Genomic DNA, 19,757 nt, shown 5'->3' on the forward strand with positions numbered 1-19,757 from the left:
CCCATGTCCACCACCCTGCCCGTCCGCGTGCCGCTGGTCACAGAACCCTGGGGCATCTTCAAGAGCCTCTCGGAAGCACGGCGCAATGTGCTCAGCATCATCCCGGACATCGCCACGCGACAGCCCATGGTCTCGGGCAAGACGGGAAAGCGCTGGCACATGGTCATGGACCCCGGTGCAATCCGCGAAGTGCTGCTGGACCGGCTGGAGGATTACCCCAAGTCACTGGTCACCAAGAACCTGCTGAAACCCGCCATTGGCGAAAGCCTGTTCATTGCGGAAGGTGCCCATTGGCGCTGGCAACGGCGCGCGGCCGCGCCGGTGTTTTCCCATCGCAATGTGATGAACCTTTCGCCGATCATGACCGCTGCCGCCGAACGCACGGTGGCCCGGATCGAGGCGGCAGGACCCCGCGCCGTCAACATGCTGGACGAGATGGTCACAACCACATTCGACGTGATCGGCGATGTGACCTTTTCTGGCGGCGATACCTTTGACCGCGACAAGGTACATGGTGCGATCGACGATTACATCGCCGAAGCGGGCAAGATCAGCCTGTTCGACGTCCTGGGTTTCCCCGACTGGGTGCCGCGCCCGGGGCGCATCATGTCCGGTGCCGCGCTGAAGGAAATGAAATTCATGGCCGACAGTGCCATCGAGGCCCGCGCGAAACGGGGCCATCAGGGCGTGCCGGATCTGCTGGACCTGTTGCTGGAGGGCGTCGACCCCAAGACGAAGCGACAGATGTCCACCTCCGAGCTGCGCGACAACCTGCTGACCTTCATCGTGGCCGGGCATGAAACGACGGCGCTCACCCTGTCCTGGGCCATGTACCTGCTGGGCTTCGACCCGCAGGTGCAGGAACGCGCCCGACAGGAGGTGCAGGAGGTATTGCAGGGCCGCGCCTGCACTGGCGACGACGTGGAAAACCTGCCCTACATCCGCATGATCATCGACGAAACCCTGCGCCTTTACCCCGCTGCCGGGATCATTTCGCGCACCGCACAGAAAAGCGATACGCTTTGCGGCCGGGAGATCCGCCCGGGCGATACGGTGATGATTCCGATCTATGCCCTGGGCCGCAACGAGCTGCTGTGGGAAGACCCCGACCGTTTCGACCCCGAACGCTTTGCCGATCGCAAGGCAATCGACCGCTATGCCTATCTGCCCTTCGGGGACGGGCCGCGCATCTGCATCGGTGCCTCCTTTGCCCTGCAAGAGGCGGTGATCATTCTGGCGACCCTGCTGTCGCGGTTCGAATTCACCCCCGTCGCGGGCAGGGAACCGAAGCCGGTGATGATCCTGACCCTGCGCCCGGAGGGGGGCGTCTGGATGACGGCGAAACCAGCGAACGCACCGGCAAAGACCTGAGCGGCCCGCGTTTCAGGATCACTGCTGGCTTTCGCCCGGGCCAGGGCGCAAGATGCGCCCGGGTAACCGGGCACAGGCAACATGTCGGAAGAGACGAGACTTTTCATTTCCTATTCCCCCGATGACCGGGAAAAGGTGGAAACACTCTGCGCCTCCCTCGCGGATGAGCCCGGTCTCACGGTCTTTCATGGCACCGAAGACAGCCCGGACGCGCCGGAATCGCGCAGGCACCTGGAAGAATTGATCCGCAGCAGCGATATATTCCTCTTTGCCCTCAGCCCCCGGTCCGCAGCTTCCGAGGATTGCGCATGGCAGTTTGACCTCGCCGACAGCCTGAACAAGCGCATCATCCCCGTTGTGGTGGATCACGTTGATGGCACGGTGCCGACAGCGCTGGCGCGGTTGAACTACATCCATGCAACCGACCACGATGATCTTGCCACAGCGGTGGACAACATCAGATCGGCCATGGCCACCGATATCGGCTGGATCAGGGAACATACACGCCTTGCCACCCTGGCCCATCGCTGGACTGCGGCGGCGCGGCCCGGCACGCAGGCCCTGCACGGGCCGGCACTGCACGCCGCCGAGGATTGGCTGGCAGAGCAACTAGAGGACGCGCCGCAACCGACGGCCGAACAGCGTCGCTTTATCCTGGAGAGCCGCAGGGCCACGGCCCGGCGCCAACGCAGAACAGCCCTTGGCGCGGTCGCGGCCCTGATTGTTGTCGGCATCCTGGGCATTGTGGGCTGGACCCAGCGCAATGCGGCGCGCGACGGCGAACGCATGGCCGAAGCCGCCCTGCGCAGCGCCACTGAGGCCTCTGGCACCTTGCTATCGGAGCTGGCGCAGGAATTCTCCTCTGCCACCTTCCCCGCAGACACCAGGCGCAGGATTCTGGTGCAGGCCCAGGATCTGCACGGCACCCTGATGCAGAACTTTCCCCGGGACCGCGCCTTGCGGGCAACTGCGGCCATGACGCAGACCCGTGTCGGCGACACGCTCTTCCACTCCGGCGACCTCAAATCTTCGCGCAAAGCCTATCAGGGGGCGCGGGACAAACAGATGGCACTTCTTGCGGAAACACCCGATCACACGGGTCGCCAGCATGCCCTCGCGGTCACGACAGAGCGGTTAGGTGACCTTGCAATGGCCGAAGGAAACCCTGCGGAAGCGCGGGAGCACTACGAAACGGCACTTGATCTGTCCCTGACGCTGGACGATGTGGACCCCTCGCTGGGCCATCATGGGGCGGGTACTGCGGCGATCCTGGACAAGCTGGGCCAACGCGCATTGAACGAGAATGACCTGAGTGCGGCGGAGGTCCTGTTCACGCAAGCCCACGACCTGCGCGCCGCATTGCTCAGCCGGGAGCCCGCGAATCCGGACTGGCAGAGCGCATATGCCGACAGCCTGAAATCGCTGGCCAGCCTTGCTCAGGCACGCGACACGCCCGCTGCGGCCCGGGACCTGCTGGAACAGGCGCTCGAAATACGCGAAACCCTGGTTGGGCTGGCCCCTGAGAATGCCGCGTTCAAACATGAAACCGCAGTCCTGCTGGAGGCTCTGGCCGCTATTGCACGGGCTGAGGGCGATGCCGATCAAAGCCGGACCTATCTCGAACAGCGCCTCGACCTGGCGCGGGCCCTGGCGCAAGGCGACCCTCTGAATGAGGGCTGGCAGCACGATCTGGCGGTCAGCCTGTTCGATGCGGGCACGGCGGACCAGAAGGCCGGAGAATACGCGGCGGCAAAAGCCTATTTTGAGCAGGGGCGTCGCACCATCCAGCGTCTCGTTCTGATCTCGCCCATCGACCTGCAGTGGCAATATGAACTGGGCAAGGTCGAAATGCGCCTGGCACAGCTTGCCGAACTCATGGACGATCCCGAGGCCGCAAAAACGCAGTTTGAGGCGGCGGGCGAAATCTTTGCCACGCTGGCGTCAGCACAGCCCGACAATCCGGCATATGCCAGCGACCTTGGCATGGTGTTCTTCAGCCTGGGAACCCATGCCAATCAGACGGATGATCCGGACAGCGCCCGGCAAAATCACGCAAAGGCGCTGGACTGGCGCAGGCGCGCGGCAGAACTGCTGCCCGGCGATCCCGGCACCCGGCGCGCCGTCACGGGCAGCCTGTATGAAATTGCCGCCCTTCAGGAAGAAAGCAAAGACTATGACGCCGCCCTGGAAGGCTATCGCGAGATGTTGGATCATGCGCGCAGCCTTGTGGCGGCCTTTCCGCAAGACAGCGATCTGGCCGATGACCTGCGCGTGGCCGGTGATCTCTTTGCCAGACAGGCGGCGATTGTCTCTTTCGGGGATGTGCTGTTTTCACGATTGGACAAGGCTGAAACCCTGGCACGGGAGGCGCTTGAGGCAGCACCCGACAACCGCCGCGTTGCCGCCCATCTGGCCTATGCGCTGATGTTTCAGGAAGAGACGGACGCTGCGAAAGAAATCTTTCTTGCCGGGCGGGGCGAAGAGATCGACGGCGATCCATGGGAAGAAGTCGTCCAGCAGGATTTTGACACGTTTCGCAAGATCGGGCTGACCCATCCGCTGATGAAAGAGGTAGAGGCGGCGTTCTAGGTCGCGTTGACCAGGCCTCAGTCGCAGATTGTGCGCAGGGCGGCCCAATCCTCGCCGCTCAGCGCCGGGTCATACGCGGCTCCCGCCTCGACCGCCGCCCGCGCCGCTTTGATGCGGGCACCCAGGGCTGGATGGCTCAGGAAATGCGCCGCCACGCCGTCGCGGTCCCCATACTTGCGGCGAAAGCTCTCGAACATGTCACCCAATGCGCCGGGGCTGACACCGGCGCGCGCCAGCACGTCATGGGCAAAACTGTCCGCACCCGCCTCGGCCTCCTGCGAATATTGCGCGGCGATCAGCCGCTCCGTCAGGAACAATACCGCCGCACCGCCGGCGAAATCGCCAAACAGCAATCCCAGCACACCGATGGACCCGGCAGACCGCAAGGCATGGCGGGTGGGGTCACGGCTGACCACATGGCCAATCTCATGGGCCAGCACCGCCGCGACCTCATCGGGGCTTTCAGCCGCCTCGATCAGCCCGCGAAACAGCACGACAAAGCCGCCCGGCAGCGCAAAGGCATTGACCATCGGGTGATCCAGTACCGCGACATTGATCTGCGGCACGTCATTTGTCGGCGCGTCCAGGCGGGCCACCAGCCGCTCCAGCGCGGCCACGCCTTCGGAGGCCTCGCACAGCGGCACCGGGTTCAGGCCGGTATCATCCAGCGCCTCACGGATATGGCCGAATGTCGCCTCGCCCAGCGCCCGTTCCCCCGCGGGCGGAATATAGGCCGCCATGTTGTCGGCCAGCAGCGGAACCAGAACACCAATCTGCAGGGCCACAGCCGCAACCGCCGCCAGCGCCCAGGCGGCCAGCCGGCCGCGGCCCTTTGGCGGCGTGCGGCGCAACCGGTTCGGCAGATGTGTCAGCAGGCTGGTGTCGGTCACGAAAAGCCGCGCGAGCGGGTCACCCTTCAGCCATAGCACTGCGCCACCTTTTCCAGCCGTATCCGGCAATTGCCGTACATCCTCGACGGGCCAACGCAGAATGCGCCCGTCATCCAGCCCGATCTGGAGGATGCCCGAAGCGATATGCAGGCTGACCTCCTCGGCCACCGGCCTGTCACCTTCGAAAAAGGCCGCCCCCATGGCGTCAAATCCGATGCTCATATCGCGGCCCCCAGATCCAGCGCTTCGGCAAAGCCTTCGGCCTCGGCAAAGGCGTCGCGGTCGCGCTGGCTGATCGCCTGCAGACCTGCCGTGACCGGCAGGGTTGTCGTCCGCGCCATATGACGCATGATCGGAAAGGTGACGAACGTATTGTGCAACACCCCCCAGAGCAGGAAGACCGACAGGTAGATCACCCCGAGGATACCAAACGACAACCAGCGCGGCAGGTTGCCTAACCCGCCAAGCCCGGCAGCATTGGCCCCTTCCAGCCAGGCAGTCGGGCCATACATGGCAATGCTCAGCACCACCAACAAGGCGATGCCCAGCACCAGCACCAGGTAGGAGATGAAGGTGCCCAGCGTATAGATCATCGCGATGCGCGGTCCCTGCAGGCGCGAGGCAAAGGTCACGCCATAGGCGGCCTTGTGATTGGCCATGATACGCTTGGCCACCCATCGGTAATGTATCGCACCGTAGACCAGCCCCGCCATGAGGACCGGAACCGCCCACAGCCGCTCCGGACTTTCCCAGCCAAGCGGCCAGCGGCCAAGTTGCAGCGCTGTCACAAACCGCGACGGCAGGGAGCCCGGATTGGACAGCAGATCAGGGGTGATCGGGTCAATCACCAATATCCACAGGGCCAGTGCCGTACCCGCGACCACCACCGCGATAAAGGGCACCGCCGCACGGTAGAGCATTTGCCAGCGTCCCTGCTGAACCAGCCGGGCGGATCCAAAGAACGTCCGGTCGGTGCGGTATTTCTCCAGCGCGAATGTCATCCGGGGCCAGAGAATGCCCAGCGTCAGGATCGTGACCGCCCAATGCACCAGCGCCCGCCCGGCATAGCCCCAAGCCCCTTTTTCAAGGCCAAAGCGCACGCCGCGCCAGCGGGTCCGGGCCAGCACATAGCGCCGGGCGCGGTAACGGGCGTAGAACCAGATCGGGATGACCCCTGCGAAACTGGCAAGATATCCCAGCCAGGAAGAATTGAAGACCGAAAAGCTGACGAACATCAGCAGCAGGTTCACGATGCCGATGTAAAATGTCAGCACCACAACCGCGATGAAGAATCCCAGCAGCTTTTCCAGCGGATCGCCCACGTATTCCAACGGATGCCCGCCGGGCCGGATCGCGGACCAGTACCAGCGCCGCAGCCGCGTTTTCATCCAGAAGCGATAGAACCCCAGGGTGAGGATGGTGAAGAAACCGGTCTTGAGCGCCAGCCAGAACAGCGGCCAGCGGCGGCCGGTGAATTCAACCTGCATGCCATCCGGCTGCAGCTGCGCGGGTGCTGCCTGCGGTGGGGCGGCCCAGGGGCTGTCTGGCACGGCGGTATCGCTCATGCCAGGCAACCCGGATCAGGTGAACTTGTTGTCACGGGGGAAGCCGCGCGGTGCCATACGACCGGCGGAGGCCCGTTTGCCGGTCCACTCGGTCAATTCGATCTCTGTCCGGGTGCGGCCAGCGGGGTCAAGCCAGGTCAGGCCCGTGGCACCGTCAAAGGTGGTGGCGTCGGACATGCCGCCGTCCTTGTACTTCTGCAGCCGCACGCCCTTGCCCCGACCCATCTCGGGCAGTTCGTCCAGACCGAACACAAGCACCTTGCGGTTCTCGCCCACCACCGCGACACGGTCGCCCGTGACGGGCCTGCACACCAGCGCTTTCACATCGCCCCGCACGTTCAACACCTGCTTGCCGCTCCGCGTCTGCGCCACGACATCCGCTTCCGGCACGACAAACCCGTCGCCTGCGGTCGAGGCGACCAGCAGTTTGCGGTCGGGCTGGTGAATGAACAGATCGACGATGCGCACCTCGTTGGGCAGGTCCACCATCAGACGCAGGGGTTCGCCCATGCCGCGTCCGCCGGGCAGATTGGCCGCAGAGATCGTGTAGAACCGCCCGTTGGAGCCAAAGACCAGCAGCCGGTCGGTGGTTTCGGCGTGGAATATGAACCGGGGGCCGTCGCCGTCCTTGAATTTCAATTCGCGGGTCAGGTCGATATGGCCGGTCATCGCCCTGATCCAGCCCATTTCCGAACAGACAACGGTGATCGGCTCGCGGTCAATCATGGCCTCGATCGGCACGTCCTCCACCACGCCTGCCTCGGCAAAAGTGGTGCGCCGCTGTCCGCAATCGACGCCGTCAATGATCCAGTCCTTGCCAAATTGCTTCTTGGTGGCACGCAGCTGTTCGGTGATGCTGTCCCACTGCAGGTCTTCGCTTTCCAGCAGATCCTCCAGCCCGGCGCGTTCTTCCATCAGTTCGGATTGCTCGCGCAGCAGCTCCAGCTCTTCCAGCCGCCGCAAGGAGCGCAGGCGCATGTTCAGGATCGCATCGACCTGCACTTCGGACAATTCGCCCTCGCCCGGGGCGGGGCTAACATAGTCCTTTTCGTCCATCGCGCGGACGTGGTCCTTGCCCCAGTCCTCACGCATGAGCGCGGCCTTGGGGTCTTCGTCATAGCGGATGATGTCGATCACGCGATCCAGGTTGAGGAAGGCAACGATGAACCCTTCCAGGACCTCAAGCCGATGGTCGATCTTTTCCATCCGGTGCGCGGACCGGCGCTGCAGCACTTCCCGGCGGTGATCAAGGAAGGCTCGCAGCACTTCCTTCATGCTGCAGACCTTTGGCGTCACGCCATCAATCAGCACGTTCATGTTCAGCGAAAACCGCACTTCCAGATCGGAATTGCGGAACAGCATCCCCATCAGCACATCCGGATCCACGGAGCGCGAGCGCGGCTCGATGATCAGACGCACGTCGTCGGCGGATTCGTCGCGGACATCACCCAGAATCGGGATCTTCTTGGCCTGGATCAGCTCGGCGATCTTTTCGATCAGCTTGGATTTCTGGACCTGATAGGGAATTTCCGTGACCACGATCTGCCATTGACCCCGGCCCAGGTCTTCCACTTCCCAGCGGCAGCGCAGGCGAAAGCCGCCCTTGCCGGTGCGATAGGCCTGCGCAATATTCTCGGCCGGTTCCACGATGACGCCCCCGGTCGGGAAATCCGGGCCGGGCACAAAGTTGAGCAGGGTATCATCCCGGCAATCGGGCACCTTGATCATGTGAATGCAGGCATCGCAAAGCTCAGCGATGTTATGCGGCGGAATATTCGTGGCCATGCCCACAGCGATCCCGCTGGACCCGTTGGCGAGCAGGTTCGGAAACTGCGCGGGCAGTACCGCCGGTTCGGTCAGCGTGCCGTCGTAATTCTCGCGAAAATCGACAGCATTCTCGTTCAACCCCTCCAGCATCGCCTCGGCAACGGCGGTCATCCGCGCCTCGGTATAACGGCTGGCGGCGGGGTTATCGCCGTCGATGTTGCCAAAGTTGCCCTGCCCGTCGACCAGCGGGTAGCGCACGTTGAAATCCTGCGCCAGACGCGCCATCGCGTCATAGATCGCTGCATCGCCGTGCGGGTGATAGTTGCCCATCACGTCGCCCGAGATCTTGGCCGACTTGCGGAAGCCGCCGGTCGAGGACAGCCGCAACTCGCGCATCGCAAAAAGGATACGGCGGTGAACCGGCTTCAGCCCGTCCCGCGCGTCGGGCAGCGCGCGGTGCATGATCGTGCTGAGCGCATAGGTCAGATACCTGTCGCCAAGTGCGCGGCGCAGCGGTTCGGACACATTGTTCGGGTCCGCCTGAGGGGGGTCGGTTACATCTGACATGGAGGGCTTTCTATCCAAGGGGCGCTTGGGCGGCAAGCGCTGGAATGGCCGCATTTTACCGCATTGCGGCAGTTGCGCCACGGGGGACCGAATTTTGCTTTTTCCCCGGTCCCTCCGGAATATTTTTCAACTAGGGAACCTAAACGCGTGACTTATGTGTTAGTGTTGTAACTCGTGTACATTGGGGAGTGTCATGAAGCGATTTATTTTATTGAGTTTCGGTTTTTTGGGTTGGGCTTTCTACGAAATGAGCGGCGGAGCGGACTTTGAACCGCGCAGCGTTCAGATCGCACGCATGAACCCGGCGCCGCAGGTGCAGGAGCAGACGGTCGTCACCAGTACTGCCAAACAGCCCGGCACCGAAACCGCTTTCGTTGACACCGATCCGCCCCTGAACGCCCCTGATGACAACAGCGTGACCCGGGTTTCACTGAATTTGACCGCCATCAGCGACATTCTGGAAAACAGCGGTTCTGTCGACCCCGAAGTGACCGATGCCGCCGTAACTGCGGATGACAGCGGTGTGCCGCAGAACGTCGGCAGCCTGACATCCAGTGCCGATACACCCGCGATCATCCCCAGCCTGATCAATCCCAACGATGGTTTGAGCACCGCATCCTATTCGAGCACCGAAGGCGACATTCGCATTGTCTCGGGCAACCGTGTGAACGTGCGGGGCGGGCCCGGCACCAATTTCGGCGTTGTGACAAAACTTGCCGAAGGTGACGCCGTGCGCGTCGTTCTGGACAATGGCGATGGCTGGGTGAAGATGCAGCCGCTTGATGGCGGCCCCGAAGGCTGGATGGCGGATTTCCTTTTGACCGGGGGCTGACCCCGGCTTGCCAAAGCATCCGACCCGCGCGAAGAAAGGCCTCCACCACGGGGGCCTTTTCATGTCGGCACGTTCCATCCTGATTACCGGCTGTTCCAGCGGCATCGGCGAAGCCTGCGCCCATGGCATGCGGGCGCGCGGCTGGCGGGTCTTTGCCAGTTGCCGCAAACAGGCAGATTGCGACCGCCTGATTGCCGCCGGATTCGAGGCCCCGCGCCTTGACTACGCGGATGAGGACAGCATCCGCGCAGCACTGGACGAGGTACTTGCCGCAACCGGCGGCACGCTGGACGCGCTTTTCAACAACGGTGCATTCGCCCTGCCCGGCGCGGTGGAGGACCTGCCGACCGAGGGGTTGCGCAGCATCTTCGAAACCAATTTCTTTGGCTGGCACAGCCTGACACGCGCGGTCATCCCGGTGATGCGGACACAGGGTCGCGGAAGGATCGTGCAATGTTCTTCCGTGCTGGGCATGGTCACAATTCCCTGGCGCGGCGCCTATAGTGCGACGAAATTCGCACTGGAAGGGCTGACCGATTCCCTGCGCCTTGAAATGCACGGCACCGGCCTGCACATCTGCCTGATCGAGCCTGGGCCCGTGACCTCGAAGATCCGGGTCAATTCGATCCCGCATTTCGAACGCTGGATTGATTGGGAGGCCTCCCCCCGCGCGGCACAATACCGTGGCAGCCTGCTGAAACGGCTCTACGAATCGTCCGGACCGGATCGTTTCGAACTGGGGCCGGAAGCGGTTCTGAAGCGCCTGACCCATGCCTGTGAAGCCACCCGCCCCCGGGCGCGATACTATGTCACGACCCCGACCTATCTGGCGGGGATGCTGCGCCGCCTGCTGCCCACCGCCCTGCTGGACCGGGTGATGGGGGCAGGATAAAGGTTGCGTTCAAGGCCATCGCCGCTACATCCCGACCCAGGGAAAGGGAATGATCATGTTTGAAGACCCTCTGTTCATCGTTGTGCTTCTGTCTGTTGTGGCTGTTGCAGTTGTCCTGTTGATCGGCCTTGGCGGCTTTGCCGGTGGCGGCGAATTCAACAAGCGCAATGCGAACAAGCTGATGCGCTTGCGGATTCTCGCGCAGTTCATCGCGGTCCTGCTGATCCTGGGCTTCGTCTGGCTACGCGGAGGAGCGGACTGATGGTTGTCCTCAACAAGATCTATACCCGCACCGGCGATGCCGGAACAACCGCACTGGGCAATGGCGACCGTGTTGCCAAGCACAGCGACCGGGTGGAAGCCTATGGCACCTGCGACGAGCTGAACTGCTTTGTCGGCGTGGCGCGGCTTGAGGCGAAAGGCCAGACCGACAAGGCGCTCAGCCGCATTCAGAACGATCTCTTTGACCTGGGTGCCGACCTGTGCAGGCCGGACATGGCATCGGACGACAAGGCCGAATACCCGCCCCTGCGGATGACCGCGGCCCAGGTCGACCGGCTGGAGCAGGAAATCGACGTGATGAATGCCGAGCTGGAACCGCTGCGCAGCTTTGTCCTGCCCGGTGGCAGCAAGCTGGCGGCTCATCTGCACGTTTGCCGCACGGTTGCCCGCCGGGCGGAGCGTCTGACCGTTCTGCTGGCAGAGCAGGGCGACGTGAACAGCGCGGCGGTAAAGTACCTCAACCGGCTCAGCGACTGGTTCTTTGTCGCCGCACGGATGGCGAACAACGGTGGCAAGGATGACGTGCTGTGGGTGCCGGGCGCCAACCGGGACTAGGACCCGAGCGACCCATTGCCAGCGCTAACAGGTCAGAACGCGGCGTCTTCACTGCGGAAAATGCCGATTTTTCCCTGTTTCGCCCCTTGAGGTTTCGCTAAACCAGCACGAGACAATTCCATCGCCCGCCCTATGTGGGTGTGCAGCAACCAAGGAGAAGAACGCACATGAAGGTATTGGTGCCTGTCAAACGCGTGATTGACTATAACGTGAAAGTCCGCGTGAAATCGGATGGCAGCGGTGTTGATCTTGCCAACGTGAAGATGTCGATGAACCCGTTTGACGAGATTTCGGTCGAACAGGCGATCCGCCTGAAAGAAGCGGGTGATGCGGAAGAGATCGTCGTTGTTTCCATCGGTGTGAAGCAGGCGCAGGAAACCCTGCGCACGGCGCTGGCGATGGGTGCGGACCGGGCGATCCTGGTGGTTGCGACCGACGACGTGCATCAGGACATCGAACCGCTGACCGTTGCCAAGATCCTCAAGGCGATCGTGGACGAAGAGCAGCCGGGCCTGGTGCTTTGCGGCAAGCAGGCGATCGACAACGACATGAACGCCACCGGCCAGATGCTTTCGGCGCTGCTGGGCTGGTCGCAGGCCAGCTTTGCCTCCGAAGTCTCGATTGACGGCGACCATGCGGTTGTGACGCGCGAAGTGGACGGCGGGCTGCAGACCATCAAGGTGACCATGCCCACCGTGGTGACGGTTGACCTGCGTCTGAACGAGCCGCGCTATGCCTCGCTGCCCAACATCATGAAGGCCAAGAAAAAGCCGCTGGATGAGAAGACGCCTGCCGACTACGGGGTCGAAGTCGCCAACCGGCTTGAAATTCTGAAGACAGAAGAGCCCGAGGCCCGCGCAGCGGGGGAAATCGTGCCCGATGTGGACACGCTGGTGGCGAAGCTCAAAGAAAAGGGAGTTGTGTAATGGCTGTTCTGCTTCTTGCCGAGGTCAACAATGGCGAACTGGCAATGGACGCCACCGCCAAGACTGTGACCGCCGCCAAATCTCTTGGTGACGTGACCATTCTCTGCGCGGGCGGATCTGCTGCTGCCGCAGGCGAGTCCGCCGCGAAAATCGACGGCGTGTCCAAGGTGCTGGTCGCCGAGGATGCAACGCTGGGTCACCGTCTTGCGGAATCCACGGCGGCGCTGATCGTGTCGCTGGCCGGTGATTACGAGCACATCGTCGCCCCCGCCACCACCGACGCAAAGAACGTGATGCCCCGCGTTGCGGCGCTGCTGGACGTGATGATCATCTCGGACGCTTCCGGCGTTGTGGATGGCGACACGTTCGAACGCCCGATCTATGCAGGCAACGCGGTCCAGACCGTGAAGTCGAAAGACGCCAAGAAGGTCATCACCTTCCGCACATCGACCTTCGATGCGGCCGGGACCGGCGGCTCTGCCCCGGTCGAGACGGTGGGCGCAGCGGCTGATCCCGGCCTTTCGTCCTGGGTCGAAGACAAGGTTGCCGCCAGCGACCGCCCCGAGCTGACCTCGGCCGGGATCGTTGTGTCGGGTGGCCGTGGTGTCGGCTCGGAAGAAGACTTCAAGCTGATCGAGCAACTGGCCGACAAACTGGGCGCCGCCGTTGGCGCGTCCCGTGCGGCGGTCGATTCGGGCTATGCCCCGAACGACTGGCAGGTTGGCCAGACCGGCAAGGTGGTCGCGCCCGAGCTGTATGTGGCGGTCGGCATCTCCGGTGCGATCCAGCACCTTGCGGGGATGAAGGATTCGAAGATCATCGTTGCGATCAACAAGGACGAAGAAGCCCCGATCTTCCAGGTCGCCGATTACGGCCTGGTTGCCGACCTCTTCGAGGCTGTGCCGGAACTGTTGGGAAAACTGTGATCTGACCGGCCAGCCAGGCTGGCCATTTCGGAACGCTCAAAGGCCCGCCACTGGCGGGCCTTTCTGTGTCAAAGAGAACCCATTTTCCCGATCAATCTGGCGGCACATTCCTCATGTGCCTGTGGCCCGAGCATCTGCGCCGCCGCCATCTCCTCCAACGGGCTGAAGATCATCCCTTCTGTCCCCTTCTGTACCGCAGCGGCAGAGGCGACCACTTCGACCAGATCGGTCGCATCCGCTGCGACCTGCTCCAGCATCATGCGGGTGACGAACAAGGGACCGGCACCGCAGCGCTCCATGCCCTCGCCGTCATCCTCTGCCGGGGCATGGTCGGAAAACCAGAGCAGAACGCACTTCCTTCCGGCATGGCCCAACAGCAGTTTCATCCGCGCAATCCAGGCGCGCTGCAACTCCCTGCGGACCGCCGCGAACCGTTCCGGCGACACCTGATGAAGGTGCCCCAGCATGTGCCTGGTAAAATGAAAATCCGCAAAATCCACCTCTGGATAGATGGTTTGCAACAGGGGTGACGGCGCCACAAACCGGTCGTTCCGGCGCGGATGGACCGTGTAGAACCGGTTTGACATGTTCTGTGCGCCCATGACCTGCACCACAACCGCATCGGCCCGCGCTGCCGCATCAATGACAAAGGGATCAAGCGTGAAAGCATCAATGCCCGCATTGGGCAGACCGAAATTCACGCAGGGCTTGCGCAGCCCCTCCTCGACCAATGCGGGAAAGGGCCTTTCGATGAACCTGCCATATGTCTTTGTCCCGCCCAGAAAGGCAATATAGGGCTCTTGCAGATTGCGTTGCGGCCCCCGGAACACAAGCTTGGAATTGGCATACCGACACGGCTGATAATCAAGGGCCCCCGGCCCCAGCACATCATAGGTCATAAACCCACCTCATTTAACTCACCCATCCGCACCCTGCACCACCTCCGCTTGCGATTTTGTAAATGGAAGAATTTGCCGAGCCTTTTAGACACCTGCAGCCCTTGCGGCTCGGGCCCCGCGCGCACTAATGTGTGCCGAACTCAGACAAAGGACGGGCCATGGACATCCAGACAATCGGTATCGTGGGCGCAGGTCAGATGGGCAACGGTATTGCCCATGTGATGGCGCTGGCCGGCTATGACGTCAAACTCACGGATGTCTCCGAAGACGCCCTGCGCGCAGCGGTCGAGATCATCGACGGAAACCTTGAACGGCAGGTCAACCGCGAGAAGATCACAGCCGAGGACAAGGCGGCGGCGATGGCGCGCATTCAAACCACCACCACCCTGACCGACCTGGGCAAGAGCGACCTGATCATCGAGGCCGCAACAGAACGCGAGACGGTGAAACAGGCGATTTTCGAGGACCTGATCCCGCATCTGAAGCCAGAGACGATCCTGACCTCGAACACCTCTTCGATCTCGATCACCCGGCTGGCCAGCCGGACCGACCGCCCGGAGAAATTCATGGGGTTTCACTTCATGAACCCTGTGCCGGTGATGCAACTGGTCGAATTGATCCGTGGGATCGCCACCGACGAGGAAACCTTCAAGGCCTGCGCCGATGTGGTGGACAAGCTGGGCAAGACCGCCGCCAGCGCCGAAGATTTCCCCGCCTTCATCGTCAACCGCATCCTGATGCCGATGATCAACGAAGCCGTCTACACGCTTTACGAAGGTGTGGGGTCTGTCAAATCCATCGACAGTTCGATGAAACTGGGGGCCAACCATCCGATGGGGCCGCTGGAACTGGCCGATTTCATCGGTCTGGACACCTGCCTTGCGATCATGAACGTGCTGCATGACGGGCTGGCGGATACCAAATACCGGCCCTGCCCCCTGCTGACCAAATATGTCGAAGCGGGCTGGCTGGGCCGCAAGACCCAGCGGGGTTTCTACGATTATCGCGGCGACACGCCTGTGCCGACCCGTTAGGTCGGCCGCAGGACCGGCCTGATCAGTCTTTCAGCGCCAGCGTATGCGCCCGCAGCCAGGCCATGAACCCGCGCGGATCGTCGGCGTATCTGTCGATTTCAGCCTGATCAATCGGGTGGCCGACAATAGGGCCCTGCGGCTTGTTGCAGGAATGGACGATCTCGTGCAGCAAGAGGCCCTGACGCAACATCGGACTGATCTGGTTGGCAATCTGATAGGCGCGGCTGTTCTGGCCGGGAAACTTCATCGGGACGACAGCAGCACCCGAGCGGCGGATCATCTTGGCCGTAAAGACGTTCCATTCGGCCTCGACCGCCGGGCCCCACCAGGTCTCGGAGGAGGCAACGACGCCAGAGGGAAACAGCGCCACAACGCCGCCATCCTTGAGATGGGCCATCGCCTTGGCCCGCATTTCGACCCCTTTGCGCTGCGCGTCAGCGTCATGCGGGAAGGGCACCGGTATCATGAAACTGCCGGCCACCTCGTCAATCGAGGTCAGCAGCGACCGTGTCAGGATGCGGTAGTCGGAGCGGACCCGCCCGATCAGATCGGCAAAGATCATGCCATCGACCATGCCATGGGGGTGGTTCGCCACCACGACAACAGGACCTTTCGCCGGGATGCGCTCCAATTGTTCCTGCGGTGTCGTCAGGTCGATCCCCATCGTATCAAGGGCCGCGCGCCAAAACGCCTGTCCCGAGGGGGCGCCACGTTTTTCGAACTGGCGGATCATGCGCAGGATGGTGAGTTTCCCGGTAAACATCTCCATCACACTGATAAAGCGGGCCTTCCAGGGATCGTCAAAAGTTGACGCATAGGAAAGACTGCGCCGATCATACTTGTTGAACGAAACGGTTTCAGCACGGGTGCTGTTCGCACTCGTGTTCCGGTTTATCAATGATTGTGACTCATCCACCAAGCAACATCACCTTTGTCATACGCGCATCAGCGGTGTCAGTAGCCTTCCCCGAACTTATCCGCAACCAATGCGGTCAGCGCCTCGGCCAATGCATCTGCATCGGGGCCGGAGGTCTGGATGTCAATAGTGGTACCACGGGAAGCGGCCAACATCAAAAGACCCATGATGCTGTCACCGGAAGCGGACATGCCGTCCTTGCTGACTTCGGCTCGGGCGTCGAAGGCTTCTACAACTTCCACCAGCTTGGCGGATGCACGTGCGTGAAGCCCCTTTACGTTAATAATCTTGAGGGAAATATCTGTCATTTCAGGACTTGGACTTTCTACTGCGCGCTCACGTTCTGGCTGTCGATGTACTTCTTACCAGCTTCAAGCGCCGCGCGCACGGCATCCGGTACATCCATCTGGCGGGATTTGGCCAGCTTGATCAGCATCGGCAGGTTCGCGCCATAGATGATCCGCCGGTTGGCCTGCTTGCAGGCCAGCAACGACAGGTTGGAGGGCGAACCGCCGAACAGATCGGTCACGACAACCACACCGGTCCCCTGGTCGACCTCATCGGCCGCTTCACAAATTTCTTCCTGTTTGGCATCGCGGTCATGATCGGCGTGAATGGCAATGGCACGCACGCCGTTTTGCGATCCCACGACATGTTCGATCGCCGACAGGTATTCCTGTGCCAATCCTCCATGCGCTACAATCACAATGCCGATCAAGATGGTGCCTCTGCTATTCGTTGGCGATCCAGTTCGCGATGCCTTATTGACACCGGCCACCCTGCCTCTGCAAGACGCAAAGCATGGTCTTCGGCCATGGTCACAGAACGGTGTTGCCCGCCGGTACAGCCAAAGGCGATGGCAATATGGGATTTCCCCTCTTCGCGGTAGGCGGGCAGCAGATAAATACTCAGCTCCAGCACCTTCTGCGCAAAGGTATCGAACCGGGCGTCCTGCTTGACGTAATCGGCAACAGCGGCGTTTGTCCCGTTCAGCGCCTTGAGCTGCTTTTCATAATGGGGATTACGCAGGAAACGGCAGTCATAGACAATATCGACCCCGCGCGGCACGCCGCGCTTGTAGGAGAATGACTGCACCGAAACCGCAAGGTGATGCTGACCACCGGGGACGAACCACTTTTCAATATCCTCGCGCAGGCGGTGCACGCTGTAGGATGTCGTGTCGATCAGCACATCCGCGCGGTTGCGGATCGGCGCCAGCAGGTCACGCTCGCGGCGGATGCCCTCTTCCGGCTGGTCCACGGGGGCCAGGGGGTGGCGGCGGCGGGTTTCCGAAAACCGCTGCAAGAGCACTTCGGTCGAACAATCGAGATAGAGCAGTTCCGACGTCAGATCCGGGGCTGCGGCCAGTTGGCGCAGCAGATCCATCATCGCATCCAGCGAAAAATCCCGGTTGCGCGGATCAATGCCCAGTGCCATGGGGCTTGACCGCGCAGGCGCGGCCAGCAAGGCCGGCATCAGGCGCAGGGGCAGATTGTCTATTGCCTCATAACCCGCATCTTCCAGCACGTTGAGTGCAGTCGACCGCCCCGCACCAGCTTGTCCCGTGACCAGCACGATATGCGGATGCGTGGCGCGGCGGTCGGCAGACCCGGCTGAATCACTATCGTTCATTGCTCAGAACTTATGCTGCACCGCAGATAAAGCAAGATGGCAGCGGCGAAATGCGGGCCGTCGACCCGGTGCAGGCAGGGAATATCCAACCCCAGCACCTGGTGGGTCCGGGCCGGCGGCAACCGGTCCTGCTCTGCCCGGGACAAATCGACAACCAGCGCCAGCGGCGTCGGCCCGGCACCTGGCACCCGCAGGATGCCCAGGCCGCGGGCTTCGATCATCCCGGCAATGCTTTCGGGCACATCCGCGATCACGCCATCACCGCGCCGGGAAACCCGCGTTCTGTCATCGGCGACCAATGTCGCACCAAGCGCAATCAATTGCAGCGCCAGGGCGGATTTTCCGGCCCCCGAAGGCCCGATGATCAACACCCCGCGATCCGCGATGCGGACCGTGCTGGCATGCAGGATGTCGGTTTCTCCGCTCAGGTCGGCAACCCGACGACAAAGCGCGCGCCCAGCGGGTCAGAGGTGATATCCGCCTCTGTCGGGCGAATGTTCTCGGCCCAGATCACACCGCCATGCGCTTCGACGATCTGCTTGGAAATCGCCAGCCCGAGGCCGGAGTTATTGCCAAAATGCTCTTCGGGGCGTTGCGAATAGAACCGGGTGAAGATCTTGGAAAGTGCCTGTTCCGGAATGCCGGGGCCGGTATCCTCGACCACGACCAGAACCCGGTTCTCCCGCTTGCGCGCCCAGACCCGGATGGCATCACCGTCCTCGCAGAAGGAAATCGCATTGGTGATCAGGTTGACGAATACCTGCGCCAGCCGCGCCTCCAGCCCGTGCACGAGGATCGGGTCCGGGGGCAGATCAGTGATAAAGTCGATCCCCTTGCCCCTGGCTTCCTCGCCCAGGAATTCGCTGAGGTTTCCGATCATCTTGAGCAGGTTGAACTGTTCTTCCTCTTCCTTGACCAGTTCCGAATCCAGCCGGGAGGCGTTGGAGATGTCGCTGACCAGCCGGTCGAGGCGCCGCACGTCGTGGTCGATCACATCCAGCAGTTTTTCGCGCTGATCGTCACGTTTGACCATCCGCAGCGTCCCCACGGCGGACCGCAGAGAGGCCAGCGGATTCTTGATTTCATGTGCCACGTCGGCGGCAAATTGTTCGTTGCTGTCGATCCGGTTGTAAAGCGCCGAAACCATGCCGCGCAACGCCCCTGACAGGCGGCCGATCTCATCCGGTCGCGCGGTCAGATCGGGGATGCGAATCCGTCCGGGGTTTACCTTGCGCGCGTTCTTGTCACGCCCCAGCTCCGCCGCAGCAGACAGGTCCGCGAGGGGGTTGGCAATGGTCGATGCCAGAACAAGGCTCAGCCCGATGGACACCAGCGTGGCAATAACGAACATCTGCAACACGCGCTCGCGCTCGCCCCGGACCAGGCGGTCAATCTCCCCCGCCGCCGAAGCAATCGCGACAAAGCCGACGGGCTGACCGTTTTGCAGGATCGGCGTCATCACGGTGAACAGGGTGCCACCGTCAGCGTCAAAGTTGTTTTCGATCTGGGTCCCGCTTGCCGCCGCACCGGGGATCATGGACTTCAGCCTGTCCTCAATAGGGATTTCCGCGTCATCCGGGCCGCCAAACGGTGCCGATAATTTCGCCCACAGCCAGTTCAGGCCATCGGTCAGCAAGGTATGCTCTGCGACCTCAGAAGGGCTGCCCATCTTGCCTTCGGTCTGGGAAATCAGCGTCTCGGCGGTGTCATATACATAGACCTCGACGCCGCTGCGCAGGTCGAGCGCGGACAGCGTGGCGGCGACATCCACACCATCGCCGGTGGCGAGGTTCACCGGCGCATTGCTGGGCAGTTGCGCTTCGAACACATCTGCGATCAGCTCGCTTTCGGAGACCAGCGCCGAGGCACGTTGAACAGCCAGGCTGTCGCGGGATGAATTCAGATACAGGATGCCCGCGACCAGCACATTCAACGCAATCAGGTTGAATGTGATGATCTTGCGGGTCAGCGGTGACGAGCGCAACGAAAGCAGGCCGCGCCGTTCCCGGCGTGCCCGCATTTCGTCCGGCGCGTCGTTGTCCGGTGCGATCCAGTCATCGCCTAGAACAATATCGCCATCCCGTGAAGATGTGCTCGTGTCGCGCACAAAGTTC

At 62.2% G+C, this 19,757-nt stretch carries 19 protein-coding genes; 9 read left to right on the forward strand and 10 right to left on the reverse strand.

Annotation, left to right across the window (positions count from 1 at the left end):
• Positions 1-3: 3 nt before the first annotated feature.
• A complete protein-coding gene (locus tag PVW51_RS15685) occupies positions 4-1,371 on the forward strand; it encodes a cytochrome P450 (RefSeq protein ID WP_274575982.1) in 1,368 nt (455 codons plus the stop codon).
• An 81-nt stretch (positions 1,372-1,452) separates the two neighbouring features.
• Positions 1,453-3,960, forward strand: coding sequence for a toll/interleukin-1 receptor domain-containing protein (locus PVW51_RS15690; RefSeq protein WP_274575983.1), 2,508 nt, complete (start codon positions 1,453-1,455; stop codon positions 3,958-3,960).
• Between the two features lie 17 nt (positions 3,961-3,977).
• Here the strand turns inward: PVW51_RS15690 and PVW51_RS15695 are convergent, their stop codons facing one another.
• The 3 genes from PVW51_RS15695 to parC form a co-directional block, all read right to left on the reverse strand.
• Positions 3,978-5,072, reverse strand: a complete 1,095-nt coding sequence (locus PVW51_RS15695) for a M48 family metallopeptidase (RefSeq protein WP_274575984.1) — start codon at positions 5,070-5,072, stop codon at positions 3,978-3,980.
• Positions 5,069-6,337: a DUF898 family protein gene (locus tag PVW51_RS15700; protein ID WP_443288250.1), complete on the reverse strand. Its 1,269-nt coding sequence runs from the start codon at positions 6,335-6,337 to the stop codon at positions 5,069-5,071. Before PVW51_RS15700 ends, PVW51_RS15695 begins: the two co-directional genes overlap by 4 nt.
• 93 nt (positions 6,338-6,430) lie before the next feature.
• A complete protein-coding gene (gene parC / locus PVW51_RS15705) occupies positions 6,431-8,749 on the reverse strand; it encodes a DNA topoisomerase IV subunit A (protein WP_274575986.1) in 2,319 nt (772 codons plus the stop codon).
• A 247-nt stretch (positions 8,750-8,996) separates the two neighbouring features.
• Here parC and PVW51_RS15710 point away from each other — a divergent pair, with 247 nt between their 5' ends.
• The 6 genes from PVW51_RS15710 (at position 8,997) to PVW51_RS15735 (ending at position 13,162) form a co-directional block, all read left to right on the forward strand.
• A complete protein-coding gene (locus PVW51_RS15710; RefSeq protein WP_274575987.1) occupies positions 8,997-9,581 on the forward strand; it encodes an SH3 domain-containing protein in 585 nt (194 codons plus the stop codon).
• Between the two features lie 61 nt (positions 9,582-9,642).
• Entirely contained in the window at positions 9,643-10,473 is an 831-nt protein-coding gene (locus PVW51_RS15715; protein WP_274575988.1) for an SDR family NAD(P)-dependent oxidoreductase, read from the forward strand.
• A gap of 55 nt (positions 10,474-10,528) precedes the next feature.
• On the forward strand, positions 10,529-10,735 hold the full coding sequence (locus PVW51_RS15720) for a twin transmembrane helix small protein (protein WP_114274395.1): 207 nt from the start codon (positions 10,529-10,531) through the stop codon (positions 10,733-10,735).
• Positions 10,735-11,310, forward strand: coding sequence for a cob(I)yrinic acid a,c-diamide adenosyltransferase (locus PVW51_RS15725; protein ID WP_269367347.1), 576 nt, complete (start codon positions 10,735-10,737; stop codon positions 11,308-11,310). The genes PVW51_RS15720 and PVW51_RS15725 overlap by 1 nt, the downstream gene beginning before the upstream one ends.
• A 167-nt stretch (positions 11,311-11,477) precedes the next feature.
• Positions 11,478-12,236, forward strand: a complete 759-nt coding sequence (locus PVW51_RS15730) for an electron transfer flavoprotein subunit beta/FixA family protein (protein ID WP_114273641.1) — start codon at positions 11,478-11,480, stop codon at positions 12,234-12,236.
• Positions 12,236-13,162, forward strand: a complete 927-nt coding sequence (locus PVW51_RS15735; RefSeq protein ID WP_274575989.1) for an electron transfer flavoprotein subunit alpha/FixB family protein — start codon at positions 12,236-12,238, stop codon at positions 13,160-13,162. The genes PVW51_RS15730 and PVW51_RS15735 overlap by 1 nt, the downstream gene beginning before the upstream one ends.
• A 68-nt stretch (positions 13,163-13,230) precedes the next feature.
• Here the strand turns inward: PVW51_RS15735 and PVW51_RS15740 are convergent, their stop codons facing one another.
• On the reverse strand, positions 13,231-14,061 hold the full coding sequence (locus tag PVW51_RS15740; protein WP_274575990.1) for a DUF6473 family protein: 831 nt from the start codon (positions 14,059-14,061) through the stop codon (positions 13,231-13,233).
• A 158-nt stretch (positions 14,062-14,219) separates the two neighbouring features.
• On the opposite strand from PVW51_RS15740, the gene PVW51_RS15745 reads away from it, so the two are divergent.
• Positions 14,220-15,095 (forward strand): 3-hydroxybutyryl-CoA dehydrogenase, encoded by an 876-nt coding sequence (locus tag PVW51_RS15745; protein ID WP_114273644.1) that lies wholly within the window; start codon positions 14,220-14,222, stop codon positions 15,093-15,095.
• 22 nt (positions 15,096-15,117) lie between these two features.
• Here the strand turns inward: PVW51_RS15745 and PVW51_RS15750 are convergent, their stop codons facing one another.
• From PVW51_RS15750 to PVW51_RS15775, 6 genes are read right to left on the reverse strand one after another with little or no spacing between them, the layout of a single operon-like run.
• Positions 15,118-15,993: a lysophospholipid acyltransferase family protein gene (locus PVW51_RS15750; RefSeq protein ID WP_269367355.1), complete on the reverse strand. Its 876-nt coding sequence runs from the start codon at positions 15,991-15,993 to the stop codon at positions 15,118-15,120.
• Positions 15,994-16,049: 56 nt separating this feature from the next.
• A complete protein-coding gene (locus PVW51_RS15755) occupies positions 16,050-16,319 on the reverse strand; it encodes an HPr family phosphocarrier protein (RefSeq protein WP_114273646.1) in 270 nt (89 codons plus the stop codon).
• 17 nt (positions 16,320-16,336) lie between these two features.
• Positions 16,337-16,729 carry a PTS sugar transporter subunit IIA gene (locus tag PVW51_RS15760; protein WP_269367344.1) on the reverse strand — a complete coding sequence of 131 codons (393 nt, stop codon included), beginning with the start codon at positions 16,727-16,729 and terminating at the stop codon, positions 16,337-16,339.
• Entirely contained in the window at positions 16,726-17,643 is a 918-nt protein-coding gene (rapZ, locus tag PVW51_RS15765) for an RNase adapter RapZ (protein ID WP_274575991.1), read from the reverse strand. Before rapZ ends, PVW51_RS15760 begins: the two co-directional genes overlap by 4 nt.
• The gene (locus PVW51_RS15770; RefSeq protein WP_274576039.1) at positions 17,640-18,071 is read right to left on the reverse strand and encodes an HPr kinase/phosphorylase; all 432 of its coding nucleotides are present in this window, start codon (positions 18,069-18,071) and stop codon (positions 17,640-17,642) included. Before PVW51_RS15770 ends, rapZ begins: the two co-directional genes overlap by 4 nt.
• On the reverse strand, positions 18,068-19,750 hold the full coding sequence (locus PVW51_RS15775) for a sensor histidine kinase (RefSeq protein ID WP_274575992.1): 1,683 nt from the start codon (positions 19,748-19,750) through the stop codon (positions 18,068-18,070). Before PVW51_RS15775 ends, PVW51_RS15770 begins: the two co-directional genes overlap by 4 nt.
• Between the last annotated feature and the right edge of the window lie 7 nt (positions 19,751-19,757).

This window comes from Sulfitobacter sp. PR48, from assembly GCF_028807335.1.
Lineage (GTDB): Bacteria > Pseudomonadota > Alphaproteobacteria > Rhodobacterales > Rhodobacteraceae > Sulfitobacter.